26 protein-coding genes are annotated in these 25,144 nt (G+C 70.7%); 16 read left to right on the forward strand and 10 right to left on the reverse strand.

Annotated elements, in window-relative coordinates:
• Nucleotides 1-54: 54 nt before the first annotated feature.
• Both ASF21_RS02680 and ASF21_RS02685 read right to left on the reverse strand, forming a co-directional pair.
• The gene (locus ASF21_RS02680) at nucleotides 55-1,266 is read right to left on the reverse strand and encodes an alcohol dehydrogenase catalytic domain-containing protein (RefSeq protein ID WP_055766415.1); all 1,212 of its coding nucleotides are present in this window, start codon (nucleotides 1,264-1,266) and stop codon (nucleotides 55-57) included.
• A gap of 167 nt (nucleotides 1,267-1,433) precedes the next feature.
• Nucleotides 1,434-1,892 carry a hypothetical protein gene (locus ASF21_RS02685; protein WP_055766418.1) on the reverse strand — a complete coding sequence of 153 codons (459 nt, stop codon included), beginning with the start codon at nucleotides 1,890-1,892 and terminating at the stop codon, nucleotides 1,434-1,436.
• A gap of 364 nt (nucleotides 1,893-2,256) precedes the next feature.
• Here ASF21_RS02685 and ASF21_RS02690 point away from each other — a divergent pair, with 364 nt between their 5' ends.
• A complete protein-coding gene (locus tag ASF21_RS02690) occupies nucleotides 2,257-2,943 on the forward strand; it encodes a hypothetical protein (protein ID WP_157365705.1) in 687 nt (228 codons plus the stop codon).
• A 348-nt stretch (nucleotides 2,944-3,291) separates the two neighbouring features.
• A complete protein-coding gene (locus tag ASF21_RS16685; protein WP_157365706.1) occupies nucleotides 3,292-3,708 on the forward strand; it encodes a hypothetical protein in 417 nt (138 codons plus the stop codon).
• A 137-nt stretch (nucleotides 3,709-3,845) separates the two neighbouring features.
• Here ASF21_RS16685 and ASF21_RS02700 read toward each other — a convergent pair whose 3' ends face one another.
• Nucleotides 3,846-4,532: a sigma-70 family RNA polymerase sigma factor gene (locus ASF21_RS02700; RefSeq protein WP_082471180.1), complete on the reverse strand. Its 687-nt coding sequence runs from the start codon at nucleotides 4,530-4,532 to the stop codon at nucleotides 3,846-3,848.
• A gap of 257 nt (nucleotides 4,533-4,789) precedes the next feature.
• Here ASF21_RS02700 and ASF21_RS02705 point away from each other — a divergent pair, with 257 nt between their 5' ends.
• On the forward strand, nucleotides 4,790-5,563 hold the full coding sequence (locus ASF21_RS02705; protein ID WP_055766431.1) for a GAF domain-containing protein: 774 nt from the start codon (nucleotides 4,790-4,792) through the stop codon (nucleotides 5,561-5,563).
• Between the two features lie 202 nt (nucleotides 5,564-5,765).
• Here ASF21_RS02705 and ASF21_RS02710 read toward each other — a convergent pair whose 3' ends face one another.
• Nucleotides 5,766-6,644 (reverse strand): putative protein N(5)-glutamine methyltransferase, encoded by an 879-nt coding sequence (locus ASF21_RS02710; RefSeq protein ID WP_082471181.1) that lies wholly within the window; start codon nucleotides 6,642-6,644, stop codon nucleotides 5,766-5,768.
• Between the two features lie 49 nt (nucleotides 6,645-6,693).
• Nucleotides 6,694-7,356, reverse strand: a complete 663-nt coding sequence (locus ASF21_RS02715; RefSeq protein WP_055766433.1) for a DUF6766 family protein — start codon at nucleotides 7,354-7,356, stop codon at nucleotides 6,694-6,696.
• Nucleotides 7,357-7,535: 179 nt separating this feature from the next.
• Between ASF21_RS02715 and ASF21_RS02720 the strand changes: the two genes are divergently transcribed.
• The 4 genes from ASF21_RS02720 (at nucleotide 7,536) to ASF21_RS02735 (ending at nucleotide 11,118) form a co-directional block, all read left to right on the forward strand.
• Nucleotides 7,536-8,339, forward strand: a complete 804-nt coding sequence (locus tag ASF21_RS02720) for a metallophosphoesterase family protein (RefSeq protein ID WP_055766436.1) — start codon at nucleotides 7,536-7,538, stop codon at nucleotides 8,337-8,339.
• Nucleotides 8,340-8,763: 424 nt separating this feature from the next.
• The gene (locus tag ASF21_RS02725) at nucleotides 8,764-9,501 is read left to right on the forward strand and encodes a GAF and ANTAR domain-containing protein (RefSeq protein ID WP_055766440.1); all 738 of its coding nucleotides are present in this window, start codon (nucleotides 8,764-8,766) and stop codon (nucleotides 9,499-9,501) included.
• A 17-nt stretch (nucleotides 9,502-9,518) separates the two neighbouring features.
• A complete protein-coding gene (locus ASF21_RS02730) occupies nucleotides 9,519-10,331 on the forward strand; it encodes a GAF domain-containing protein (RefSeq protein WP_055766443.1) in 813 nt (270 codons plus the stop codon).
• Nucleotides 10,332-10,461: 130 nt separating this feature from the next.
• Entirely contained in the window at nucleotides 10,462-11,118 is a 657-nt protein-coding gene (locus ASF21_RS02735) for a peroxiredoxin-like family protein (protein ID WP_055766446.1), read from the forward strand.
• Between the two features lie 29 nt (nucleotides 11,119-11,147).
• Here ASF21_RS02735 and ASF21_RS02740 read toward each other — a convergent pair whose 3' ends face one another.
• Complete coding sequence (locus ASF21_RS02740) at nucleotides 11,148-12,125, reverse strand: GlxA family transcriptional regulator (protein ID WP_055766448.1); 978 nt, start codon at nucleotides 12,123-12,125, stop codon at nucleotides 11,148-11,150.
• 130 nt (nucleotides 12,126-12,255) lie between these two features.
• Between ASF21_RS02740 and ASF21_RS02745 the strand changes: the two genes are divergently transcribed.
• Nucleotides 12,256-12,894, forward strand: coding sequence for an isochorismatase family protein (locus tag ASF21_RS02745; protein ID WP_055766451.1), 639 nt, complete (start codon nucleotides 12,256-12,258; stop codon nucleotides 12,892-12,894).
• A gap of 95 nt (nucleotides 12,895-12,989) precedes the next feature.
• On the opposite strand, the gene ASF21_RS02750 is transcribed toward ASF21_RS02745, so the two are convergent.
• Complete coding sequence (locus ASF21_RS02750) at nucleotides 12,990-14,093, reverse strand: S1C family serine protease (RefSeq protein WP_055766455.1); 1,104 nt, start codon at nucleotides 14,091-14,093, stop codon at nucleotides 12,990-12,992.
• A gap of 253 nt (nucleotides 14,094-14,346) precedes the next feature.
• Between ASF21_RS02750 and ASF21_RS02755 the strand changes: the two genes are divergently transcribed.
• Entirely contained in the window at nucleotides 14,347-14,703 is a 357-nt protein-coding gene (locus ASF21_RS02755) for a YciI family protein (protein WP_055766458.1), read from the forward strand.
• 67 nt (nucleotides 14,704-14,770) lie between these two features.
• Here ASF21_RS02755 and ASF21_RS02760 read toward each other — a convergent pair whose 3' ends face one another.
• Nucleotides 14,771-15,121, reverse strand: a complete 351-nt coding sequence (locus ASF21_RS02760; RefSeq protein ID WP_055766461.1) for a hypothetical protein — start codon at nucleotides 15,119-15,121, stop codon at nucleotides 14,771-14,773.
• A 90-nt stretch (nucleotides 15,122-15,211) separates the two neighbouring features.
• On the opposite strand from ASF21_RS02760, the gene ASF21_RS02765 reads away from it, so the two are divergent.
• A complete protein-coding gene (locus ASF21_RS02765; protein WP_055766464.1) occupies nucleotides 15,212-16,564 on the forward strand; it encodes an MATE family efflux transporter in 1,353 nt (450 codons plus the stop codon).
• Between the two features lie 3 nt (nucleotides 16,565-16,567).
• Here the strand turns inward: ASF21_RS02765 and ASF21_RS02770 are convergent, their stop codons facing one another.
• Nucleotides 16,568-16,867, reverse strand: coding sequence for a helix-turn-helix domain-containing protein (locus ASF21_RS02770; RefSeq protein ID WP_055766466.1), 300 nt, complete (start codon nucleotides 16,865-16,867; stop codon nucleotides 16,568-16,570).
• 65 nt (nucleotides 16,868-16,932) lie between these two features.
• Between ASF21_RS02770 and map the strand changes: the two genes are divergently transcribed.
• Both map and ASF21_RS02780 read left to right on the forward strand, forming a co-directional pair.
• The gene (map, locus tag ASF21_RS02775) at nucleotides 16,933-17,715 is read left to right on the forward strand and encodes a type I methionyl aminopeptidase (protein WP_055766469.1); all 783 of its coding nucleotides are present in this window, start codon (nucleotides 16,933-16,935) and stop codon (nucleotides 17,713-17,715) included.
• A 54-nt stretch (nucleotides 17,716-17,769) separates the two neighbouring features.
• Entirely contained in the window at nucleotides 17,770-18,429 is a 660-nt protein-coding gene (locus ASF21_RS02780; RefSeq protein ID WP_055766472.1) for a DNA alkylation repair protein, read from the forward strand.
• A gap of 100 nt (nucleotides 18,430-18,529) precedes the next feature.
• Here the strand turns inward: ASF21_RS02780 and ASF21_RS02785 are convergent, their stop codons facing one another.
• A complete protein-coding gene (locus ASF21_RS02785; RefSeq protein ID WP_055766477.1) occupies nucleotides 18,530-21,196 on the reverse strand; it encodes a hypothetical protein in 2,667 nt (888 codons plus the stop codon).
• Nucleotides 21,197-21,534: 338 nt separating this feature from the next.
• On the opposite strand from ASF21_RS02785, the gene ASF21_RS02790 reads away from it, so the two are divergent.
• The 4 genes from ASF21_RS02790 to ASF21_RS02805 all read left to right on the forward strand — a co-directional run bounded on the left by ASF21_RS02790 (nucleotide 21,535) and on the right by ASF21_RS02805 (nucleotide 25,109).
• A complete protein-coding gene (locus ASF21_RS02790; protein ID WP_055766480.1) occupies nucleotides 21,535-22,119 on the forward strand; it encodes a helix-turn-helix transcriptional regulator in 585 nt (194 codons plus the stop codon).
• 262 nt (nucleotides 22,120-22,381) lie between these two features.
• Nucleotides 22,382-22,990, forward strand: a complete 609-nt coding sequence (locus ASF21_RS02795; RefSeq protein WP_055766483.1) for a hypothetical protein — start codon at nucleotides 22,382-22,384, stop codon at nucleotides 22,988-22,990.
• A 47-nt stretch (nucleotides 22,991-23,037) separates the two neighbouring features.
• Nucleotides 23,038-23,415, forward strand: coding sequence for a hypothetical protein (locus tag ASF21_RS02800; protein WP_082471184.1), 378 nt, complete (start codon nucleotides 23,038-23,040; stop codon nucleotides 23,413-23,415).
• 50 nt (nucleotides 23,416-23,465) lie between these two features.
• Entirely contained in the window at nucleotides 23,466-25,109 is a 1,644-nt protein-coding gene (locus tag ASF21_RS02805; protein ID WP_082471185.1) for an AAA family ATPase, read from the forward strand.
• The last annotated feature ends 35 nt before the right edge of the window (nucleotides 25,110-25,144 follow it).

Consider the following 25,144-nt stretch of genomic DNA (forward strand, 5'->3'; position numbering starts at 1 on the left):
GGACAGCTCGGGACCGGCCGCGGACCCGTGCGGGCCTGTCGGCGAGGCGAGGGGTCATGACGTCGTGAGGACGGTCTTCAGCCAGCCTTCCTCGCGGCGGTCGAAGGTCAGGTAGGCGTCGACGACGTCCGAGATCGGCTCGTGCTGGGTGATGAACCGGGTGGGGTCGAACACGCCGGAGGCCACGAGGTCCAGAAGGGGTGGCGTGACCGAGCGATGGTCGCAGTTGCCCATCCGGACGGTCAGGTTCTTATTCATGGCCTGTCCGATCGGGTAGGACATCATCTGCGGGCTGTACACGCCGATGATGCCGATCCGGCCGTACTTCCGCACCGTCTCGACGCTCCACCGGGATACCTGGGAGGGCGCGTTCCCCGGGACCCAGTTCTCGCCCTGCACGTTGGTCGAGGGGGCCACCTGCGCGACCTCACGCGCGAACTCGCCGGCCTGCTGTTCGCCGTCGGCGGCCGCCGGTCCGGAGGAAGGGCGCTGCGCGTCGACGCCGACGGCGTCGATCACGGCGTCCACCCCGATACCGAGGGTCGCGTCCATCAGGGCCTGCACCGGGTCCTCGCGGTTGAAGTCGACGACGTCGGCATTCTGGTCGAGGGCCTGTACGAGGCGGGTCTCGACGCCGTCGATCGCGAAGACGCGCGAGGCTCCCTGGCGGAAGGCGGAGGCGATCGCGAACTGCCCGACGACGCCCGCTCCGTACACGGCGACGGTGTCACCGCGCCGGACCCCGGCAAGTTCCGCTCCGAACCAGGCGGTGGGGAAGATGTCCGACAGCAGGATCGCCTGCTCGTCGCTGACTGTGTCGGGGAGCGCGGTCAGCGTGTTGGAGGCGTAGGGGATGCGGGCGTACTCGGCCTGCAGTCCGTTCACAGGACCGGTGGTCTGCGGGCCACCGAAGAAGCAGGTCCCGGCCTGGGGGCCGTTGGGATTGGCGGTGTCGCACTGCGCGGTGTGCCCGGCGCGGCACTGCCAGCACACGCCACAGGACATGGTCGAGGACACGACGACGCGGTCACCGGGGGCGAAGCGGCGCACGGCGGCACCGACCGCCGTGACCTCGCCGACCGCCTCGTGGCCGAGGATGGTGCCTTCCTTCATGCCGGACATGGTGCCCCGGATGAAGTGGAGATCGGTCCCGCAGATCGCGCTGCGCGTGATGCGCACGATCGCGTCGTTCGGGTCGAGGATGGCGGGATCGTCGACGGTGTCGAGGCGGATGTCACCTTCACCGTGCCAGACGAGAGCTTTCATGGTCCGTACTCCTTCTGCCGAACTGCGGGGGCGTGGCCGTCGATGGCCCTCACGCTAGGGACGGGCTGCGAGGTTCCACAAGCGCTGTCCCCGCAGTCGGGTCACCTTGACAGCCTCCGGAGTCGCGGGGGCTCGATCACCGATCCCGCCACGGGCCCGCATGGGGGTCAGCCGCGCGTCGGCTGGTAACGGGGCCGGTCGAAGGGATCGAGATCGACGGTGAGGCTCATGGTGTGGGGAACAGGGTCGGCGCACAGCAGGTCGTGCATCACGGCCAGCCACTGGAACGCGGCCGCCCTGTCCTCGAAGTACTCGGCAGGGTAGGCGGCGTGCGCGTACCCGGCGGCCGTCATGCGGTCCACGGGCGTGCTGCCGAGCATCGACGCGGCCAGGACGTGCCGTGCGGAAGCAAGGACGCGGCGGGCCCCGGGGAGGATCTCGACGACGTCGTTTAGGTCGACGAACACCACGTACGGTCGGTGGTCGGTGAGCTCGAATCCCCGGCGCAGCATCATGAGCGCATCGACCTCCGTCACGGAGACCGGTTCCCGGGCGCGGACGGTCACCGCGCACCGCTCCAACCGGCTGATCTCGTACGTGGTCTCGAAGGTGTAGGCGGGTCTCATGCATCTCCGGCAGCAGTGATGGGCGGGACGCCGTGGCGCGGACCCGGCGCGAACGCCGTGAGACCAGCCGAACCGAGGCACGTCTCCACAGGATAGGCCGTTCGGCCCACCAGCGCACAGCGCCGTGCGGCCGGGGGACGTCGGCCGTAGGACCCGGTGCCGGGCGCGCGGTCGTGGGCGCCGTGCGGGTTCTCGGGGCGGTCCTCCGGGTGGACCACGGTGGGTTCGCCGCCCCCCAGACGGCGCAGGGCGGAGGGGCGGAGGGACCGCGGTGCGCGCGGTGCCGCCGGACGCGTGGTCACGGTTCGGCGCTGATGCGGGGCGGGCCATGGCCGGGAGGGTGCGGGCCGTCGATCATGGGTGCATGACACGGTTGGTGCACGTCGGAATCCTGGTCCTCGCAGCGGTGCTGCTCAGCGGGTGTGGGACGGATGGCAGCGCCGGTGCAGTCGTCGGTGGTCCGGCCACGTCGCCGGGCGCCACCGCCGGTCCACCGGATACCGCCGACCCCGCGACGCCCCCGGTCCCCGCACCCGGAGACTTCGCACCTCCGCCCGCCGAAGGGCCCGTGGCCGGCCAGGGCACCGTCCTCCAGATCGGGGACGCGCCGCCGCAGCTCTGCCTCGCTGGTGTCGCCGAGTCCTACCCGCCGCAGTGCTCGGGTCCCGAAGTGGCGGGCTGGGACTGGGGGCTCGCGCAGCAGGCCGAGAGGGCGTCGGGCGTGACCTGGGGCGCCTACGCGGTCACGGGGACGTGGGACGGGAGTGCCTTCACCCGCACGGGGATCCCCGTCCCGCTCTCGCTCTACGATGCCCTGCCGTTCGAGGATCCCCTCGCCGGACGCCAGGGCACCACCGACCAGCAGGAGCTCGACCGCATCCTCACCGAGGTCTACGCCGGCCACGAGGGCTACGCCGTGACCGCCGGCGTGGACCGCGGCTTCGTCAGCCTCACGGTGGTGTACGACGACGGCTCCTTCCAGACGCGGATGGACGCCGAGTACGGGCCCGACGTCGTCGTCGTGCAGTCGGCGCTCCGGCCCGCCACCTGAGCACGTTCGTCGCTCGTGGCGGGGACTCGGCTCCATCGGGGAGTCCCACCGGGCGGTCCACGGTGCCCTCGGAAGCACGCCGGCGGACCCGATTCCCGCGCCTCGGGCCGATGGATGACAGTCCAGTGGTCGTCGCAGCGCTGCATGCAGCATCCGGGCCCGAGCGCCAGTGCTGAATCGAGCGCTCCGTCCGGCGCTCTCGGGTGCCAGAATGATGGCAGTGCGACGGCCCGGTACCCGGGTGGCCGCCCGTGGTCACGAAGCCGGCTGCGGGAGGTGCGCGCTCGGCTGCCCGATGGCGGCGGCCCCATCCGGCTTCCGCAGAGGATCGCCGGAGGACACCGCCGCATGCAAGGACACCACACGCGTCTCGCTATGCAGCACGCGGGCCTCTCCCTCGCGACGGTCTGGGAGCATTTCCTCAACATGGGCGGATGCATCGACCATCTCGAGGTGGACGGCTATCTCCACGGCGTGATCACCCTGCCCGCCGACGACGGCGACTGCGTAACCCAGGCCGTCAACGAATTGCTCGACGACCAGGCGCGTGTGGGCCTGCTGTCCTGCTGCCGCGCCCCGTACAGCCGGGCGGGAGCGAGCGGACCAGCCGGACCGCGCACGCTGTTCCGGGCCTGCCCGGCCGCCGGACCGCATCCGGCCGCGGACGGGATGGCGGAGGCCGCGCCCACCGGGGCTGCAGCGCGTCGAGCGCCACGGCCATCTTCGCTGCAACCCGTCCGTCGAGCCGTGCGCCGGGAACGGTGACCGGGTACCTGTCCCGCAGGGACTGACCTCGCTCGGAGACCAGGACCGTCTGTCCTGCCTCGCCGACGAGTCGCGGCCGCGCCCTGATGGAGAAGTGGGCCGCGAGGCGTGACTCGTCCCCGTGGGGGAGGCACGGCTCACTCGTTCGGACGAGTCTCCAGAACCGAACGCATCTTCCGGAGGCCGTCCCGGATGCGTGTCTTCGCCGTCGGGACGGGGATGCCGAGGCGTACAGCGACCTCAGCGTAGGTGAGGTGCGAGAAGTAGGCCAGGGTGATGGCCTCGCGCTGCACTGCGGACAGGACGGCCATCCCGGCGTGCACGCGCGACGCCTCGTCCCGCCCGACGACGGCCTCCGACACCTCGTCGAAGGCGCTCGACTGGTTCCGGCGTCCCCACTTCTCGTCCCGCGCGCCCCGGGAGACCTCCGAGCGCAGGCGGTCGATCGCGCGGCGGTGCGTCAGGGTCTTCAGCCACGTCAGCGGGTGGCCGAGCTCGGGCCGGTAGCGATCGCCCTGCTCCCAGACGAGCAGGAAGACCTCCTGCGTGACCTCCGCGCTGATGTCCGGGTCGAGGAGGATCCGGCGGGCCTGCCCGAAGACCCGGCGCGAGCACGCGGTGTACAGGTCGCGGAAAGCCGCCTCGTCCTTCGATCCGGCGGACGTCAGCAACTCCACGAGGTCGGGCCCGGGTGGGTCCTGCCCGTCGTCGTCGGATGGGGCGGGATGGACCCGGGGAGCGGCGGTCGCGGGGGGAGGGGAGGCGACCGCCTGGGGGAAGGAGGCGATGGTGGAGCTTTCTGGCTGAGACCGGGGCAGAACCATCCCCACCGCGGGTGCGGGAATCGTCGGGGCGGCGTGCCACCAGCGGCAGTCCGGCCCTCCTGAGGACACAGGGCGCGGCCCTGTGTCCTGAATCTAACCCGTACCACCCCTCCGGTCCAGCCTCCCGCGGCATCGCCGGTCCGGACGGCGGACGGATGCGCAGGGGATTGCGGCCCTGGGGTCTAATGGATGGAGCCCGAGGGGTCTCCCGATCGTGCGGGAACCACGGGAACGACGACGACAGGACGGCAGGGCGGATGACCGACGGACGGCCCCAGCGGGCGCTCATGATCGCCGCCGTCGGCAGTGCGGGCCTGGCTCCGGAGGATGTGTGGCGGACGGGTCTGCTGCTCGGAGGGACCCTGTCCCTGCCGGACGTCAGGGAGTACCTCCGCCAGCGCCTCGATCTCCGGGCCCCCGAGAGTGACGTCCTCGCCGCAGCCGTGAACATCCTGCTGCGCGGGGCAGGGATGGAAGTGGCGATACCTCCCATGGCCGAGGACGCACCGGAGGGACCGGGCGGCATCGGCGACCTCGGTGCGGATGCGGCCTTCCTGCTCACCGACGAGGAGCAGGAGCAGGAGCGGCTGGAGGCGGTCCGCCGGACGAGCCTGCTGGACACGGAGCCGGAGGAACGCTTCGACGCCATCACCCGGAGGGCGCAGGAGCGCTTCAGGAGCAGTTCGGTGATCGTGACGCTCCTCGACGAGCACCGGCAGTTCCTGAAGTCCGCGATCGGGCCCGTCGAGCAGAACATGCCCCGGACACGGTCCTTCTGCGACACCACCATCCGCGAGTCCGTCCCCGTGATCGTGGAGGACGCCTTCGACGATCCCCGCTTCCGGTGGAACCCCCTCGTGCTCGGCGATCCCTTCATCAGGTTCTACGCGGGGCACCCGCTCAGGAGTCCCGACGGATGGGCGGTCGGGACCCTCTGCGTGATCGACCAGGAGCCACGCATCTTCGATGCCGAAGACGAGGCGGACTTCCACGCCATGGCCCTCGAGGTGCAGGCCCAGCTGAACGCGTGACACCGGGCGTGCCGGAGCCTCGGCCGCCCCGCGTGCTACCCGTCCCTGCCCTGGCTCCGCCCCGTCTCCGTCCCCTCAGCGCGCCTCCGGATGCGCTCGCGGTACTCCGGGCTGGACACGGCATGGTGAACTAGTAAGTGGGCTTACTGGTTGGTCAAGGAGCGGCTGACACAGCAAACCCCCTGATGGTGCCCGCGCCCGGCTACGGCTGCTCGGGCACCATCTTGCTGTGCGCAGCACTGGGAGCGGACCCCGACCTGCCGTACTCACGGCGCACGCGGGGTGCCTGGCCGATGGCGACGAGGGCTCCGACGTCGTCGTCCCTCCGCGTCCACGCGCGCAAACCCCCGGCCGCGAGGAGGTCGAGACAGGCCGCTTCCTGGTCCTCGCCGATCTCCACGAGCAGATGGCCCCCGGGCGCCAGCCACTCCCGGGCCTCCTGCACCACGCGCCGCTGGACCTCCAGGCCGTCGGCGCCGCCGTCGAGGGTGGCCCGCGGCTCGTGGAGCCTGGCTTCCGGCGGCAGGTTCCCCACCTGGGCGCTCGGCACGTACGGGGTGTTGCAGAGCAGGGTGTCGACGGTGCCGCGGAGCGCAGCGGGCAGCGGCGCGAAGAGATCGCCCTCGTAGCAGCGGGCGCCGTGTCGGCTGAGGTTCCGGTGCGCGAGCGCGACGGCGGCGCCGGAGATGTCGGTCGCGTGGAGGCGGAGACCCGGGACCAGGTGTGCGAGGCCCGCAGCGAGCGCTCCGCACCCGCAGCAGAGATCCAGCACCGTGGCACCCGGCGCCGTAACGTCGGCCGCGGCCGTGACCAGGAGGGCGGACCGCTGCCGCGGCACGAAGACACCTGGTCCGACGAGGAGTCGGAGTCCGCAGAAGTCCACCCAGCCGAGGATGTGCTCGAGCGGCAGGCCCACCACCCGCTGCTCCAGCATCTCCAGCAGGCGTTCGTCGCCGGCCCCGCTCGCCGCGAGGAGTCGCGCCTCGTCCTCGGCGAAGACGCATCCGGCGGCGCGCAGTCGTGCGGTCATCGAGGCCTCGGTGGGCCGGGCGGAGTCGACGGGGTGCTGACGGTGCGGCATGGGACGGCCCTTCGGCGGGGGAGGCCTGGCACCACGAGGATAGCGGTGATCAGGTGTCGGTGGATCCGTGCGCCATGGCCACCGGCTTCGATTCCACGCTCCCCCGCTCCCGGAGATAGACCGAGGCGCCGATCATCAGCGCGATCACCATGAATTCGCTCTGCCAGTTCTGGAAGGACTCGAACCAGAACCGGGACGTGCCCAGGTACTCCAGGACCGTGGCACCCGGGAGGCCGTGAGCCGCCTGCTCCTCGCTGTAGGCTGCACTGCCACCCACCGCATGCAGGAGGAAGGACGCGGCGAAGAGGACGAAGAACATGATCGACAGCGAATGTTCGTACAGTCGCAGGATCACGCCCCCGCGGCGCACCGGCCACGGAGCGTCGCTGGTGCCGGACGCGTCGCGGGGATCGTCGTCCTGCGGTTCGTGCCGGCCGGGCAGCTTCGATTCCGAGGATCCCCGCTGGAACAGGTACGCCGTCAGCACCACGTACATGCCCATCTGGAGGAACTCGGATTCCCAGTTCTCGAACGTCGCCTCGACGAACTCGCCGGTTCCGAGGAAGCCGAGGACACCCACCGTCGTTCCCCCGTGGGCTTGCTGGTCCGCGTTGTAGCTCAATGCTCCGCTCAGCACCATGCCGGCGAAGGAGATGACGAAGAGGGCCCCGTTCACGAGCAGCAAGCCGTGGTCCCGGATCCAGTGCCTCATGTGCCTCCACCTTCCTGTATCGATCCGGATCGATCCGGCCGGATGTCCCCTCCTACGCTAGGAACCGGCGGCGGGAGCCCGCAACGGTGACGAAGCACGCGCAACGGGTTGCGCGTCGGCGGCGTCCATGTCCAGCGGGCCGCGGCGGCGGGCACGCGGCTCCGGGATAGCCTGAGGGGATGCAACGCGTGGCGGTGATCTCGGACCTGCACGGCAACGCCACCGCCTTCGAGGCGGTCCTGGCGGATCTCCGACGCCGGGGGGTCTCCACGATCCTCAACCTGGGCGACGTCGCCGGCAAGGGCCCACGCGGGTCGGAGTGCGTCCGGCTCAGCCGCCTGCACTGCGCCGTGACGGTGCGCGGCAACTGGGACGACTTCCTGCCGAACGAGACGCCCGAGCGGCGCGACGATGCCGGCTGGTGGTGGCACAGCGAGCTCAGCCCGGAGGACCGCGAGTGGCTGCGGTCCCTCCCGCTCTCGCACGACATCACCCTCAGCGGCCGCCGCATCCGGCTGTTCCATGCGTCCGCGAGGAGCGTGTACCACCGGGTGCACGCGCAGCACACGGACGAGGAGTTCGCGGGCATGTTCGCGGCGACGGAGCTCACGGGTGACGGGCCGCTGCCCGACGTCGTCTGTTACGGAGACATCCACGACGCCTTCATCTCCACCCATCGCAGCAGGACGCTCGTCAACGTGGGCAGTGTGGGTAACCCGCTCGACGAGACGCAGGCGTCCTACGTGATCCTCGAGGGTGAGCCCGACGGCGACCGCTCGGCCCCGTTCGGCATCCAGTTCGTGCGGGTCGCGTTCGACATCGACGCGGAGATCGCCCTCGCCACCGCGCTGGGGATGCCCGCGCTCGAGGCATACGCGATCGAATTGCGGACGGCGATCTACCGCGGACACCACGAGGCGGCGGGCCTGCTCGGGCAGGACGACGGCCAAGCGTCGGTCAGGAGCCGGCTGCTTGACCCCTGACCGACACCCCATGCCCGTGCAAGCACATCGATGTATTCATCGTCGGTCCGCGGACAGGTCCGGGCCGTCGTTGCGTGTCCTCAGTGTGCGCGCGGCTGCTCAAGGTGCGCAGTGACGCCGGTCAAGATCCGCTCAGCTTGACAGGACGACGTGGCAGGACGACACCGCGGGTCGGTAGGTCACGGCGTGGTGAGGCCGAAGGGACGGCCTGCGGCCGGTGGTCCCCTAGACCCGCTCCGCGAACCGCGGAGATTCTCCCATCGAACGAGCGTGGCCGCCCGGACGATCACCGTCGGCGGACGTCTCCACCCGGCGGCAGAATTGGGTAATATCTCCTAGGTCGTTTAGCAGCAGGCGGCTCCTCACCTTCTCCTTGCCCAGCATCTCGCGTGGTCGGCCAGGGGCGGATGCAAAGGTTCATCTGTTGTCCGAACATCCTTTTGACAAGGGCCCGGCTGTCTCGGGCCTCCTCCAGGACCTCGTCCTCGACAGCGACGACGTCGAGGAGTTCCTGACGAAGCTGGTCACCATCGCCGGGCACAGCCTGTCGCACGAGGATGACGAGGTGCTGTGCGGCGTGACGCTGCTGAGGGCCCGCACGAAGACGACCGTCGCGAGCAACAGTCCCGAAGCGCAGAAGATGGACGAGGTGCAGTACGAGTTCAACGACGGCCCATGCCTGAGGGCCGCCCGCCTGGGAGTCGCCCACTATGTCAGCGACTTCGATGCGGAGGAGCGTTTCCACGAGTACAGCCGGGCGATCGCGGGACACGGCATCAAGTCCGCGCTGGGTGTGCCCATCCGCCTCGAAGGCGACGCGACGGCTGCACTCAACTTCTATTCACCCCTCGTGGACGCGTTCAGCCCCGAGGCGGTCGAGGCGGCGGAGGGATTCGCCGCGGAGGTCTCGGCCTCGCTCCGCCTCGCCGTCCGGATCGCGAAGCTCACGGAGTCGAGTGCCGACATGCGGGCTGCGATGGAGAGCCGCACCACGATCGACCTCGCGGTCGGGGTGATCATGGGGCAGAACCGGTGCTCCCAGGATGCAGCCATGGCCATCCTCAAGACGGCCTCCAGCACCCGCAACGTGAAGCTGCGGGAGGTCGCCGCGTCTGTGCTGCAGTCGCTGGGCCAGGGTCCGGCCAGCACGCACTTCGAGTAGCAACACCTCCGGCGATCATGGAGCACTCGAACCAGCACGGCCGGCACCGGCACCTGGCAGAGGGGATGCGGCGGTCCGGGTTGTCCGTCACCCAGGCCTGGATCGGCTACTTCGCGCAGGGCGGCACCCTGTCGGAGGCCCGGGTGGCTGCCTATCTCGAGGGGCTCGGCGGTCTGCCCGCGGTCGATTCCGATCTCCTCGCTGAGGTCGTGCAGGAAGCGGCGGGGGAGAGGATGCCGGCTGGGGGCGCGGTCGTCGTCAGTCGTCCGGGCGGGAGCCCGCACGATCCGCAGGAGGGCCTGCGGCCGCTGGGCGCCGCAGGGGCAGCGCTGCTCGACGAGGCGTCCGCCGAGCGCGAGCGCCTGCATTCCCTCGATCAGTTGAACCTCCTGGACACGCCCCCGGAGGAGCGGTTCGACAGGATCACCCGGCGGGCGGCCGAGCGATTCCGATGCGAACTGGCGACGCTCGCCCTGATCGCCGAGCACCGGCAGTTCATCAAGTCCGCCGTGGGCGACGCCGACCAGGATCTCGAGCGGACGCAGGCTTTCTGCAACGAGACCATCCGCGCGGCGAGTCCCCTCGTCCTGACGGACACGCTGCAGGACGAACGCTTCCGCGGGCACACCTTCGTGTCCGGTGCACCGTACATCCGCTTCTACGCCGGGTGTCCGCTGCGCGGGCCGGGCGGATGGCTGGTCGGGTCGCTCTGCGTGATGTCCACCTCGCCACGCGCGTTCAGCGACGAGGACCTCGAGGACCTCGAGGAACTGGCGCAGGACATGCAGCGGGAGGTGTACCCGGGCTGGAAGGCCTGGCGCCTGCTCTGACCGGCGGACCCAGCGCTTCTGTGTCCGCGTGTGACGCATCCGGGAGAGTCGGTCGGGCGCCACACCTATCCTCTGAGCTACGGCCCGCCCGGGCCGGCAGCACATCGAGTGACACGTCGAGGAGTACGCCATGGCGCAGACCAGCATCGAGTCCGAGGTAGCCCGCTTCAACGAGGGCTTCGAGGCGCAGATCGGCCCGGACCTGGCGGGCACCTTCGCGCAGGAGCAGGCCGACCTCCGTTCGGTGGGCACCCCGAGCGGGGTCGTACGGGCGGGCGACGCACTGCCCGAGGCCGCGCTGCTCACCGCCCACGGCGACGCGGTCCGGCTGTCCACGGTGCTGGGTGGAGGTCCCGCGGTCCTCGTGTTCTACCGTGGCGCGTGGTGCCCCTACTGCAACATCACGCTGCGGACCTACCAGCGCGAGCTCCTGCCGCACCTCGCCGGGCAGGGGATCGCGCTCGTCGCCATCAGCCCGCAGCACCCCGAGCGGAGCGGTGCGACGGCCGAGGGCGCCGAGCTGGGCTTCGACGTCCTGTCCGATCCTTCGAACACGCTCGCGGGAGCGCTCGGCATCGTCACCCAACCGAGCACGGCTGCACGGCGTGCGCATACGCAGCTGGGTTTCGAGGTGTCGGACAGCAATGCGGACGGCACGGCGGCAATCCCCTTCCCGACGGTCCTCGTCGTCGACGCCGGCGGGACGGTCCGCTTCGTCGACGTCCAGACGGACTACACACGGCGCACGGAGGTCCCGGCGATCCTGGCGGCCGTCGCGCACCTCTGAGCCTCAGCGCCTCCCCGGTGCGAGGGCCGTCATGCGGCGGGAGGCCTGTGCGCGCCGGGCGCGGGACGGGTGGTGAACCGCTTGCGGTACGCGGTCGGCGTGGTGCCGAGCGACCCCGCGAAGTTCTGCCGGAGCGTGACCGCGTTGCCGAAGCCGCAGTCGGACGCGATGCGGTCGATGGGCAGGTCCGTCGTCTCGAGCAGCCGCCGGGCCGCGTCGAGACGCCGGGAGCGCACCCAGGCCGACGGCGTCGTCCCGGTCGTCGCGCGGAAGGCGCGGACGAACGTCCTGCGGCTCAGGTGTGCCTGCGCGGCGAGCCTGTCGATCCCCAGCGGCTCGCCGAGGCGCCCGAGCGCCCATTCCAGCAGGTGTGCGATGCGGTCGTCACCGGAACCCTCGGGCACCGGGTGCTCGATGTACTGGGCCTGCCCGCCGTCCCGGTGCGGGGCGACGACGAGGCTGCGTGCCACCCGGTTCGCCGCATCCGCGCCCAGCCGCGCGCGCACCACATGGAGGCAGGCATCGAGCCCGGAGGCCGTTCCCGCACTGGTCAGGACGTCTCCGTGGTCGATGTACAGCACGGACTGGTCGATCGGGATGTCGGGATGCCGCGCCGCGAGGGTGTCGAAGGCCTGCCAGTGCGTCACCGCCTTCCTCCCGGCGAGCAGCCCCGCGTCCGCGACGGCGATCGCGCCGAGGCACAGGCCGAGGACGGTCACCCTCCGCGCGTGCGCGTCACGAAGTGCACCGAGGAGGGCGTCACCGAGTTCCCGCCCGTCGTCGAACCATGAGGGGATCACCAGGATGTCTGCCGAGGAGGCAGCGTCGGGTCCCTCGACCCCCGTGAGCCGGTAGCCCTCCGCCGTACGGACCGAGCCGGGGCGCTCGCCGAAGAGCACCGTCGTCCAGTCCGCGAGGTCCTGGCGTCGCACCTCGTCGAAGACCATCTGCGGGACGGCGAGATGAAACAGGGTCGCGTCATCGAACGCGTAGACCGCGATACGCATCGGACACCTTTCGTTGGCCCGAATCCATCGTATACCGGCCTTCGGGCCACTGGTGGGTCGGCACGGGGATCGGGAGGATGGACGTGATGCCGCATCGAGCGGTCCCCTACCTCCCAGGAGCAGCCACATCATGAACACCCCTCGCCGTGTCCTCGTCCTCGTCGACGTCCAGCAGCAGTACTTCGACGGACTCCTGGAGATCCAGTTCCCGCCCCACGGGCAGTCGCTGGGCCGGATCACGGCCGCCATCGACGCCGCGACCGCCGCGGGCCTCCCGATCGCTGCCTTCCAGCACTCGTCCGGTGAGGGCGCGCCCGTCTTCGCGCCCGGCACCCCGGAGTTCGAGCTCCACCCGGAGATCGAGAGCCGACGTACCGACGCCTGGAAGCTCATCACGAAGCAGTACGGCTCCGTCTACGCGGGTACAGACCTCGCCGCATGGCTGCGGGAGCGCGACGTCGACACGATCACGCTCGTGGGCTACATGACCAACAACTGCATCCTCGCCTCGGCCGTGGAGGCGGAGGCCATCGGGTTCTCCACGGAGGTCCTCTCCGACGCCACCGGCGCCATCAACCTCGCCAACAGTGCCGGCTTCGCCGATGCCAGGACGGTCCACACCACGCTGATGGCCCTGCTGAACTCGAACTGGGCCGCCGTCGCGGAGACGGATCAGTGGATCGCGGCCCTCGAGGCGGGCGAGGCCCTGGAGGGCAGCGACCTCGGAAGTTCGGCGGCGACGGGGTCCGAGCGCGCCGTCACGGTCTGACGGCGGCCCCGGACGCCGTCGGCGGAGGAGTCCCGGTCCCGTCGTCGGTCGCGCGCGGCAGGCCTTGCGTCAGCGGGCGGCCGTAGACCCGGCGGTCAGCGGTCGGCGGCGGGCCGGTCCTCGAGTCCGACATCGACGGTCCGGGTCTGGGACCCTCGACGGAGCTCGACCGAGACGGTCTGCCCCGGGTCACGCTGCCGCAGTGCCGCGAGCAGGTCTTCCGGGGCCGCGAGATCCTCGTCCTCGATGCGCGTGATGATGTCACCGGGCCGGATCCCGGCGTCGTCGGCGGGTCCGCCCTCGGACACCGAGAGGACGGCGACGCCCGCCGTGTCCTGGAGGTTCAGCTGCTCCGCGATCTGCGGCGTGATGGCGCCGGGCGCCAGCCCCATGAACGCGTGCTCGGCGGTACCGTCCTCCCGCAGTTCCTCCGCCACCTCCACCGCCGTGGGGGCCGGGATGGCGAACCCGAGCGCGACGGCTCCCTGCGCGGGCGGGATGTAGGCCTCGCTGATGCCGATGATCTCCCCGCGGCCATTGACCACCGCGCCGCCGGAGTTGCCCGGGCTGATGGCGGCGTCGGTCTGGATGAGGTCCACGAGCGATTGGCTCGATGCCGCCGAGCCCGGGATCTCCCGGTGCAGGCCGGAGATGATGCCGGACGTCGCGGTGTTCTCGAACCCGAGCGGGGAACCCAGGACGACGGCGAGTTCGCCGATGCGCGGCAGCCCGGACTGGAAGGTGGCTGCCGGGAGGTCGGTCCGGTCCGCGCGGACCAGTGCGAGGTCGGAGACGGCGTCGGATGCCTCGACGGTGCCGGAGACGCGCTGGCCGTCGGCGAAGGCCACCTCGACGTCCTCGTTGCCGCGGATGACGTGCTCGTTCGTGAGGATCAGGCCGTCCTCCGTGTAGATGACCCCGCTGCCCAGACCCTCCTCGGTGAAGATGGTGACCACCGACGGCTCGACGGCCTCGACGATCTCGGGAATGCTCATGGTCGCGTCCGCGTCCTGCGCGGAGCCCGTCCCGCCGCCGGACGACCCGGGAGGGGCGGTGGCGGACGCCGAACCCTCCTGCGCCTGGGCGGGAGCGCTCGCCGTGGGCACGGAGACCCCGGTGGCGGTGCACCCCGGCACGGCGAGCAGCAGGGCGAGAGCGACCGTGGTCGCCCGGAGGGGACGGCGGGTGGTGGACGTCATGGGCGGGCGCTCCTCGTGGCCAGGCGGATCGTCGGTGTCACCGGCGGACTCGCCGGCACGCTTTCCCTTCGACGATACGATCGGGCCCGGCCGCGCAACAAGCGGCGACGCGGAGGGTCACGGATGTGGACAGACGTGGACAGGCGGCGGAGGACAGGGCGTGGCGCCGGGCCGATCGGAGGAGAAGGGCGCATCATCGTCGGAGGATCCAGCGGGCCGCGCTCAGGTCCACCGACTCGACGATGGAGATCCGATGCCGCACTTCGCCGTTCTCATCTACGCCGACGAATCCCTCCATGCCCTGGATGCTGCCGACGCCGAGCTGGCGGAGAACGACCGGCACGCAGGCGACCTGCAGGATTCGGGGTCGCTGACCCTGGCCTATGCGCTCACGCCCCGGGCGGCGGCCGTCTCCATCCGCCGGGACGGCACCACCGAGGGACCGTTCCTGCAGGCCGATCAGTTCGTCGCGGGCTTCTACGTGCTCGACGCCCCCGACCTCGACGCCGCGGTGGCGCTCGCCCGCCTCAATCCCGCCGTCCGCACGGCCACCGGAGGTGTCGAGGTCCGGCCTGTGCACAGCGGCGGCGTCACCGGCGACTCCGCGTAGCCGGAACGTCCCGGTCTCTTCGTCGCGACCTGCCCGGTGAGAGAGCCCCGGTCCTCAGCCCCGGTCCTCAGGCCCGTCCGTCGGGGTCGCGGCGGCGTAGCGGATTCTCCCGCCAGGACGCCTCCTCCGACGGGTCCGGCCCGTAGCCGGGGCGCAGGAGTGGCTCGTCCGGATCGTCCTCCGGGTTCACCTTACGGGCGCCGCCGACGCGGTGGGTGAGCCAGTAACCCCAGCCGATGCACGCGGCGGCGGCGAGGATGATGAGGAGGCCGATCGCCAGGAGAAGAGGTGCCTCGGCGGGTATCGGGGTGTCCGTGGACTCGGCCCGTGCGAAGTCGGAGACGGCCTGCGGGACGAAGAGGGTACTGACGAACAGCAGGACGAGTCCTGCCAGGTACTGCTTGATGCCGAGCTTCATGACTCCCCTGGGCGTCGTCGCGACCGGGACGGACCCGTCACGGTTCCTTCCCAGCTTAGGCCGTGCCGCCCACACGCCTACGCTGGTCGGGTGCACGAGACCCTGCCCAGCAACCGCCGGCTCAGCCGCAGTATCCTCCGCCTCGCGGTACCCGCCCTCGGGGCCCTCATCGCGGAGCCGCTGTTCCTGCTCGCCGACTCGGCGATCGTCGGCCACCTCGGCGTGGACGAGCTCGCCGGCGTCGGGCTCGCCTCCACCGTGCTGCAGACCGCCGTCGGGCTGATGGTGTTCCTCGCCTACTCGACCACGCCCGCCGTCGCCCGCCTCCTCGGCGCCGGTCGGCTGCCCGAGGCGCTGGCAGCGGGGCGAGACGGCGTGGGGCTCGCGGTGCTCCTCGGTGTGGTGCTGTCCGCAGCCGGCTGGGCCACGGCGCCGCAGCTCGCGTCCCTGCTGGGCGCCGAGGGTGCCGTCCACGTCTTCGCCGTCGACTACCTCCGCTGGTCCATGCCGGGCCTCACCGCCATGCTCGTGGTGCTCGCCGCGACCGGCGTGCTGCGCGGGCTGCAGGACACGCGGACCCCGCTCGTGGTGGCCGGCGCGGGGTTCGGCGCCAACATCGTGCTCAACTACCTGCTGGTGTACGGCGCCGGGATGTCGGTGGCGGGTTCGGCGCTCGGGACGAGCCTGGCCCAGTGGGGCATGGCCGCGGTGTACCTGGTGATGATCGTCCGGTCCACGCGGCGGGAGCAGGTGACGCTCCGCCCCACGCTGCGCGGCATCCGTGGAACCGCGAGCGTGGGCTCCTGGCTCATGCTCCGCACGCTCTCTTTGCGCGCGGCCATCCTGGCCACGGTCTTCGTCGCGACCGCGCAGGGTCCGTTGAGTCTCGCGTCCCACCAGCTGGTCATGACGGTCTTCACGTTCCTGGCCTTCGCCCTCGACGCCCTGGCCATCGCCGCACAGGCGCTGATCGGCAAGGAACTCGGATCCGGGAATGCACCCCTCGCCCGTGCCCTGACGCGGCGCATGCTCGTCTGGGGCGTGGGCTTCGGCGTCGTCACCGGTGCGCTGCTCGCCGCCGTCGCGCCTTTCGTCGGCTGGATCTTCACCACCGATCCCGCCGTGCAGGCCGCCTTCGCGGCCGGGCTCTGGGTCCTCGCCGCGTCGCAGCCCGTCTGCGGCTTCGTGTTCGTGCTCGACGGCGTCCTCATCGGTGCGGGGGATGCCCGCTACCTCGCGCTCGCGGGCGTCGTGAACCTCGTGGTTTACGTGCCGCTGCTGGTCCTCGTGGCCCGGGCCGACCTCACCGGTGGAACCGGGATCGTCTGGTTGTGGCTCGCCTTCGGCGTCGGCTACATGCTGGCGCGGGCCGCGACCCTCGGCTGGCGCGTACGGGACGACCGCTGGATGGTCACGGGTGCCACACGCGGCGGGACCGCGTAGCGCTCAGGAGGCCAGGGGCTCCCGAGCCCGATCGCCTCGGGGCGCCACCGTGCAGGGACCGGCCGCACTGATCTCCGCCCACACGGCGTCGAGGGACAGCCCGACGACGACGGCGACGGCTGCGATCGTGGGGAAGGCCGGCGTCGCGACGCGGCCCGATTCGATCTTCCGGAGCGTCTCCGGCGAGACGCCCGCGTCGTGGGCTGTCTCCAGCACGGACCGCTCCCCGCGGGCAGCACGCAGGAGGGCGCCGAGGCGCTGGCCGCGTTCGACGTCGGCGGGCGTGAGTGGCAATCTGACCATGCCCCCGATGATAGCCCGGGATAGTATTACCGGGATAGTTATTGGAAGCAGTCGGAAGGCACCCCATGATCGAGATCCTGACACCCGCCGAACTGGACCGGGCGCGCGTGACGGGCAGGCTCGTCGCCGACATCCTGCAGTCGCTGCGGCAGCGCGCCGTGGTCGGGACGAACCTGTTGCAGATCGACCGGTGGGCGCAGGAGATGATCGTGGCCGCCGGCGCCCAGTCCTGCTACGTCGACTACGCCCCGTCCTTCGGGCGGGGACCGTTCGGCCACTACATCTGCACCGCGGTGAACGACGCCGTGCTGCACGGACTGCCGCACGACTACGCGCTGGCGGACGGTGATCTGCTGACGCTGGACCTCGCCGTCCTCAAGGGCGGGATCGCAGCGGACTCGGCCATCAGCTTCACCGTCGGGCAGGCGCCGTCCCCGAAGGATGCCGAGATGATCGCGACGACCGAGCGTGCCCTCCGCGCGGGCATCGCCGCGGCGCGTCCCGGCGCCCGCATCGGGGACCTCTCACACGCCATCGGGTCGGTCCTGAGCGCTGCCGGCTATCCGATCAACACCGATTTCGGCGGGCACGGCATCGGCTCCACGATGCACCAGGATCCGCACATCACGAACACGGGGCGCCCGGGACGCGGCTACACGCTGCGGCCGGGCCTGCTGCTCGCCCTGGAACCATGGATCATGGCGGACACCGCGACGCTCGTGACCGATCCGGACGGCTGGACCCTCCGCAGTGCAACGGGTAGCCGGACGGCGCACAGTGAGCATACGATCGCGATCACGGAGACCGGCGCGGAGATCCTGACGTTGCCCACCTCCGCGGCACAGTAGGCCCGGCCGGGGGTGCGCCACCCGGGCGGGCGAGAGCGTGGAGGGAAGGAACCGATGACGGTCGACGAGGTACTCGCCGAACTCGCCGCACTCGAGGATCCGCGCATGCGTGCGGTCAACGAGAGGCACGGCGACGACCACGGGGTGAACCTCGGCGCGCTCCGGGCACTGGCCAGACGGTTGAAGACCCAGCAGGACCTGGCGCCCAGCCTGTGGGCGGCGGACGACACCGCCGCGCAACTCCTCGCCCTGCTGATCTGCCGGCCGAGGGACTTCGGGGCTGAGGACCTGGACGCGATGCTACGGGAGGCGCGCTCGCCCAAGGTGCACGACTGGCTCGTGAACTACGTGGTGAAGAAGGGCCGTCACGCGGAGGAGCTGAGGGTCCGTTGGCTGGCGGACGCGGACCCGGTGGTGGCCTCGGCGGGCTGGGCGCTCACGTCGGACCGTGTGGCTAAAGACCCCGAGGGGCTGATCCTGGACGCGTTGCTCGACACCGTCGAGGCGGAGATGAAGACGGCGCCGGAGCGACTGCAGTGGGCCATGAACCACACCCTGGCCTTCATCGGCATCGAGGACGCCGACCGTCGGGCTCGTGCACTGGACATCGGCGAGCGGTTGGAGGTCCTCAAGGACTACCCGACGCCGCCGAACTGCACGTCCCCGTTCGCGCCCGTGTGGATCCGGGAGATGGTGGGACGCAGGGAGTCCTGACGTCAGGACTCGAGCAACCGGCCCCGTTCTGCAGCGTGGGCTGCGGAACGGGGCCGGGAGTTCACTCCTCAGGTGCCCTCGAAGGCGAGGGCACGCCCTGCTAGTCGTTCGTCGTCAGTGAGCGACGAGCCCAGACACCGGCTGCGGCCAGAAGGCCGAAGCCCGCCGCGAGCATTCCGCCGAGCGGCAACCCGCTGTCAGGAGTGCTTTCCACCGTGGCGGTCTGCACATTCATGCCGCGGTTGCTGCCGGTGTTGGCCGCGCCCTTGCCTCCGCCGGTACCGCCGGTCACGACGCCGCCGGTCCCTCCTCCACTGACACCATCAACGATGATGCCCACATTGCCGTCGCCGTCGATGTCGATGTCGATGATGACGGTCGTATCTCCGGAGCAGGCGATGACCGCTGCGTCGAAGAGATCCTCGATGGCTTCGAAGTCCGTGGTGATGGCGTCGGCGTCGATGCGGATCTCGTTCGCGGCGGCGATCGCCAGCTCCAGCCGGACGTTCGCAGCGATGATCGCTTCGAGGTTCGCTGCTGCTGCCAGCGCAGCCCGTGCTTCCTCGACGCCGTCCTCGGCGGCGGCGAGCGCAGCGAGGGCTGCGTCGACGTCGGCCTGCGCTGCGTCGACGTCGACCTGGCCCTCGGCTGCTGCTGTGACGGCTGCGGCGAGGGTTGCCCGAAGGGCATCGAGGTCGATGCCTGCCTCGAGCTCCGCCTGATCGGCGAGAGCCGCGTCGATGTCCTCCTGCAGCGCGTCGAGGTCGATCGTGGCTTCCGCGTCCGCCTGTGCCTCGAGCGCCGCGTTGAGGACGTCCTCCAACCTCTCGAGCTCGAGCTCGGCCGCGTCCCGGGCATCGGTGGCGGCATCGAGGATGACGCCGAGGCTGACGGCGAGCGCCTCGTTCGTCGACGCCGCCCCTTCGGCCTCGTCCAGTGTGAGTTGCAGCCCCACGATGATCGCCGCGCCGGCCGCCTGGTCGGCCTCGGCGTCGGCGAGGAGGACCCGCAGTTCGGCGATGATGGCAGCATTTGCCGTCGCGTCCGATTCGGCGTCCGCGAGGGCATCCTCCAGGTCGGCGAGGACGAGCAGACCGGCGGCCTGGTTGCTTTCGGCCTGCTCGAGGAGGACGCCGAGGTCGAGGATCACCTGGGCGTTGGCGGCCGCGGCGGTCTGGGCTTCCACCAGGGCTGCCTCGGCGTCGATGACTGCTTGCTGCCCCTCGGCAAGGGCGCCGATCGCCAGGTTCAGGTCGACCTGCAGGGAAGCAGCGAGTGCTTCTCCCGCATTGTCGGCGTTGACCGCAACCGTCAGTGCAGCCTGAAGGCCGGCGAGGGCAGTCTGGGCTGCTGCCAGCTCGACAGTGAGAGCCGCCAGATTGGCTTCCGCGGCAACGACTGCCGGCGACGGAATCGACGCCGCGGCGAGATTCGCCTGCGCGGTGACCAGGAGCCCCTGCGCCGTGGCGTTGTTCGTGTTCGCGACCTGCAATGCTGCAGACGCTGCTGCGATGGCGGTTGCATCCTGGGGGTCGGTGGCGATCGCTGCCGCAAGGTTCGCCTGCGCGGTGACGACGATCGCCTGCGTAGCGGCGGCGTTCGTCGCTGCAGTATTCACTTCCGCCTGGGCGGCGGCGATGATGCCGGCCTGCACCGCGACGGCATCGTCACGGACCGTCGTGGCGAGACTGACGTCCGCCTGCAGATCAACGACGGCGGCGCCACCTGCGTTGAAGGTGACAGCTGCTGTATCGACTGCCGTCTGCAGGGCCGGCAAGGCCTCCACGGCGACGCCCAGGGAAAGGGTCAGGGCGTCGATGTCGCCCTGCAGGACAGGGAGGGCTGCGTTCGCATCGGCGAGGTCATCGGCAGCCGTGTCGACGGCGGCCTCGAGGTCGAGCTGCGCTGCGACGGCGGACGCGACGTTCGCTTCGGCAGCATCTGCGGCTGCGTCCAGTTCGAGCTGCGCTGCGGCCGCAAGAGCGAGGTCGCCCTCGGCGTCCGTCACAGCGGCCTCGAGAGCGGTCTGAACCGTCAGTGCTCCGTTCAGTTCCAGTTCCGCTGCGTCCGCGGCCTCATTGAGCGGAATCTGCGCTTCGAGGGCCAGGTCCAGCTCGTCCTGTGCTGCATCGACGGCCAGGTCGAGGCCGACCTGAGCAGCCACGGCTGCGTCGAGGGCGTCCTGGGCTTCGTCGACGTCGGCGTTCAGATCGACCAGCACGAGGATCGCGGCATCCACGGCATCCTGCGCGGCGTCGACGTCGGCCTGCAGCTGCACGAGGAGTGCCTCTGCGTCCGCAAGGGCCTGGGTTGCGGCGTCCACCTCTGCCTGGGCGTCGGCCAGGGCCTGGAGCGCGACATCCAGTTCGAGCTGGGCGTCGACAACGGCCTGGTCCAGGGGCTCCTGCGTTGCCTCGGCTTCGTCGAGGACGATCTGGGCGGCCTCGACATCTGCTTGTGCGTCGGCCAGCACGATCAGGGCCGCGTCCAGTGCCTCCTGGGCAGCTTCCGTGTCTCCGGGTACGGCTGCGACAAGGGCGTCGCGCTCGGCCAGCGCGACGAGGACGGCCTCGAGGGCTGCTCCCAGTTCTATCGACAGATCGTCATCTGCGGCGGCGTTGTCCAGTGCCGCGCGGAACAGGTCCTGGGCCGCGAGGCACTCTGCGGAGTTCGGTGCGGCCGAAGCCGGGGCGGCGGTGAAGAAAAGACCGCCGGCTACGAGAGCGGCGGTCGAGCCAGCGGCAAGAAGTCGGGTGTTCTGAGACATTGCGATGTTTCCCCTTTAGACGTGCATTCCTGAGTGAAGCGAGCGTGTAGAACACCGGTGAACCTGAGAATTTCCTGAGACCGCGTCCTACCTCTCATGGCACACCACGCGCTCCATGAAGCACCATGGCCGGTCGACCAGACTTTTCTGGCTCGAAGGCCAAGAAGGGACCAAGTATTTGGTGGCACATAGCCAAGTAGTCAGACAGACTAGACGCGTGGCCAGCGGCGGCCATTTGGGGGTGGGTGGGGATTATGCGTGCGTCGGTCCGGTCTCAGCGGCGAGTAGGGGTTCATCTGGCGTCGAGGGACGTCCTGACCATTGCAGGTCTGAGGCAATTGCTGAAGCCCTGCTCGTTCATCAGCGTCACCGGAGTCAGTGAGGACGAGCAGGTCACGCTGTCTGCCCTCGACGCCGAGCAGCCGGACATCCTCCTGCTCAACGCCGGCAGCGAATCGGAGGTGCAGTCGATCGTGCCGGCCGCTCGAGGGCGCCATGAATCGCTGAAGATCGTCGTGCTCGCGGACGAACGGCTTGCCGACACACTCCACCTGACGGTGCGACCGCGACTCGAGGGCGTCCTGATCCGGGGCGGTGACTATCTGCAGGACATCGGACCCATCCTTCGGGTCGTTCGTCATGGTGGACATGTCACGTCGTGCGGCGTCGAGGTAGCACGGACCGATGGCCATCCTGCGATCAGCGCGGACGTGCTCACCCGGCTTGGCGCCCTGTCGATCAGGGAGTCCGTCATCCTCCGGGAACTCGCGCGTGGGCGCACGAATTCGGACATTGCACAGCACCTTCATGTCAGTGTTGCCACGGTCAAAGCCGATCTCAACCGGATCATGAAGACCATGAAGGCCTTCAGCCGCGTCGATCTGGCGGTGCTCGCCGTGCAGAGCGGATTGATCGACGTCTGATTCCGGGCCGGGAGCCACGTCGCCTTCGGTGGAGGTGAGGTGTCGAGGCATCACCTGTCGGGCGATACAGCGCCGATCACAGGGTGGTGAGCGACGGATCGCGTTCACGCCGGGGATGGGCGATCGTGGAAGGTCACCCTTGAAGCATGCGGATCCCGCCTCGACAGGGCTCCGACACCGGCGGTGAGGGGCGCCGCCGGCAGGACTAAACTGGACTGGCCGGAGACCGCCCGGCCACCGTTCTCCTCCCGAGAGGCCCCTGATGGCTGCTGCACCGACCGCCTCCGGTCTCGGCCCCGACACAGCTGCGCCGACCGCGTGGAAGCCGTTCCTCGCGCGCGCCGTGGTCGGCGCCGTGTTCGGGCTCGTCACCATCTTCTGGCGCGAGCCGTCCACACTCGTCATGGCCATTGCCGGAGGCCTCTACCTCCTGCTCGGCGGCGCCGTATACCTGTGGACGCACCGCCAGGCGCACTGGGGCTCAACGTCCCTCCTGACGGACATCGGCGGGGGGCTGCTGCTGGGCGCCGGGATCGCGAGCATCGCGTTCGTCGATGATCGCACCTTCGCCTTCGCCGGGGCGGTCGCCCTCGTGGTCGCAGGGCTCGCGGAACTGATCCGCGGTCTCGGCCTCGGAAGCCATGCCGCAGCCCGGGACCTCGTGATCGTCGGCATCGTGTCCGTCGCCACCGGTGCCCTCCTGCCGTTCGTCGAGCGACTGGGCGCCCATGCCCTCCTCGGCGTGACCGGGGGAGGGGCGCTGCTCTCCGCCGTCGTCCTCGCGATCGCGGCCCTCAGCTACCGGCACGATTCAGCGCTGAGCGCACCGGGCACTTCGGGCGCCCACGGCGGAGCGGACCCCGTAAACTAGAAGCTCTACGGCTCGTAGAAGACAACGCATCACCGGAAGGAGTGCCCGTGGCCAAGCGCCGACCGGGGAAACCCACGCAGGGGCGGTTCCGCCACGGCATCAAGGCTCCGCTCGTGTTCTCCGCCGTGCTGGCCGTGGTGGCCGGGACGGCGACGTCGATCTTCGCTACCGGCGGCGGGACCAGGGTGCTGCGGGTGGATCTCGGTTTCACCGCGGCCGGTATCGCGTTCATCGCCTCGCTGGTCATCTGCGCCATGCTCATGATGGCCGAGACGCCGAACGCCGAGCACCTCAGCAAGGGCTCGGGCGTCAACCGTTCCTCCGCGAAGCCGGACCCGAAGCCGGGCGCGGCCCGTCCCGCCACCGCCCCGGAGCCGGACGGCGAACCCCGGTACGGCGAACGGCTCCCCCGACAGGACACCTAGCTCCGGCCAGTGCCGGCACCGCCCCTTGACGGCGCTGCTAACCTCCCCCCATGGGGGATGACACAGCGCGGTTCGTCACGGACTTCGGCACCATGGTGCGCCTGGTCCAGGAGGCCCAGCCGCAGTCGGCGCGCGGGAGGGAACTGCTGGACACGCTGACGGCCCATCTCGGCACGGACGCCGGTGGCGTGGCCGTGGTCCTCGAGGACGTCAGTGCGCACCGGTTCGTGGATGCGGACATCGTCCTCACCGGCCTCGTGGGCGGGGACGCGCGCCTCGTGGGCATCGGGGGCGGGGACCAGCGCAACCACATGTCGCTCAGCGACATGCTCCAGCAGTCCCAGATGTACCCGAACTTCCCCCTCGCCCAGCCGGACTACGCGAACCTCCCGATCGGCCCGGACGAGCAGCGCCAGACCGTGGCCTTCGGACTCCGGCTCTTCGAGCGTGGGGGCGTCGCCGTCGCCCTCCTCCAGCGCAGGGCGGAGCCGCGCTTCGGCCGCCAGACGGCCACGCTCGAGGTGCTCTGCGCGGAGCCGGGTGTGACGGCCGCGCTCCTCGCGGAGTTCCGCCGGCGCATGCAGACCGAGAGCGTCCTGAAGGGCCAGGTCCTCTCGCTCGCAGGGGACGACTTCGGCCAGCAGACCGCCGGCGTCACCTTCCACCACCGGCCCCGGATCACCGCAGCGGACGTCATCCTGCCCGAAGGCCTGCTGGCCAGGGTCACGGAACATGCGCTGGGCATCGCCGCCCATCGGGAGGCGCTCGTGGCCGCGGGCCAGCATCTCAAGCGGGGGATCCTGCTCTACGGACCGCCCGGGACGGGCAAGACCCACACGGTCCGCTTCCTGCTCGGCGCGAGCGAGGGGACGACGGCGATCCTCCTGTCCGGTGGCACGCTCGCCCACGTGGGCGAGGCCGCGAGGATGGCGCGCGCGCTGCAGCCTTCGATCGTGGTGCTCGAGGACTGCGACCTCATCGCCGAGGACCGCAGTTTCGGCCACGGGCCGCAGCCCCTGCTCTTCGAGGTCCTCGATGCCATGGACGGGCTCGACGCCGACGCCGACGTCACCTTCGTCCTCACCACCAACCGTGTGGACATGCTCGAGCGGGCGCTCGCCCAGCGGCCGGGCCGCGTGGACCTCGCGGTCGAGGTACCCCTGCCTGCCGAGACCGAACGGGCGGCGCTGCTGCGCCTGTACGCGGCCGGACTGCCGCTGACGGGGGCGGGGATCGGGGTGGCAGCCGGCCGGACCGAGGGTACGACGGCGTCCTTCACCCGCGAGCTCGTCCGCAGGACTGTCCTCGCGGCTGCCCTGCAGGGAGGTCCCGTCACGGACGGGCACCTCCTCGCCGCGGTCGAGGAACTCATGTCGGACGGAGCCGCCCTGACGAGGAGCCTGCTCGGCAGCGGCGGGCCCGGCGGGGAGGGTGACCCCGGACCCGGAGGATCGTATCCCGATCCATCGTTCCCCGCGGCACCGTTCCCCGCGGGACCGGGTCATCTCAGGTCTGCCGGCAGCTACACGCCGATGCCGGCCACGACCGGGCAGGTCTTCACGGGCCGGCCGGGGTTCGCCGACGGCGGGTACTCCGAGGACGGCTTCCCGGGTGAGGGCGTCGACGCCGTGGTGCCGCCGTCGGAATCGAGGGAGGACGCGCCGCCTGACGCGGGGCCGCGCACGACCGGCTGACCCGCTCCCGCACGCGGTCGACGGTGCTCGGGCTC

It is taken from the genome of Arthrobacter sp. Leaf234, from assembly GCF_001422665.1.
GTDB lineage: Bacteria > Actinomycetota > Actinomycetes > Actinomycetales > Micrococcaceae > Arthrobacter_D.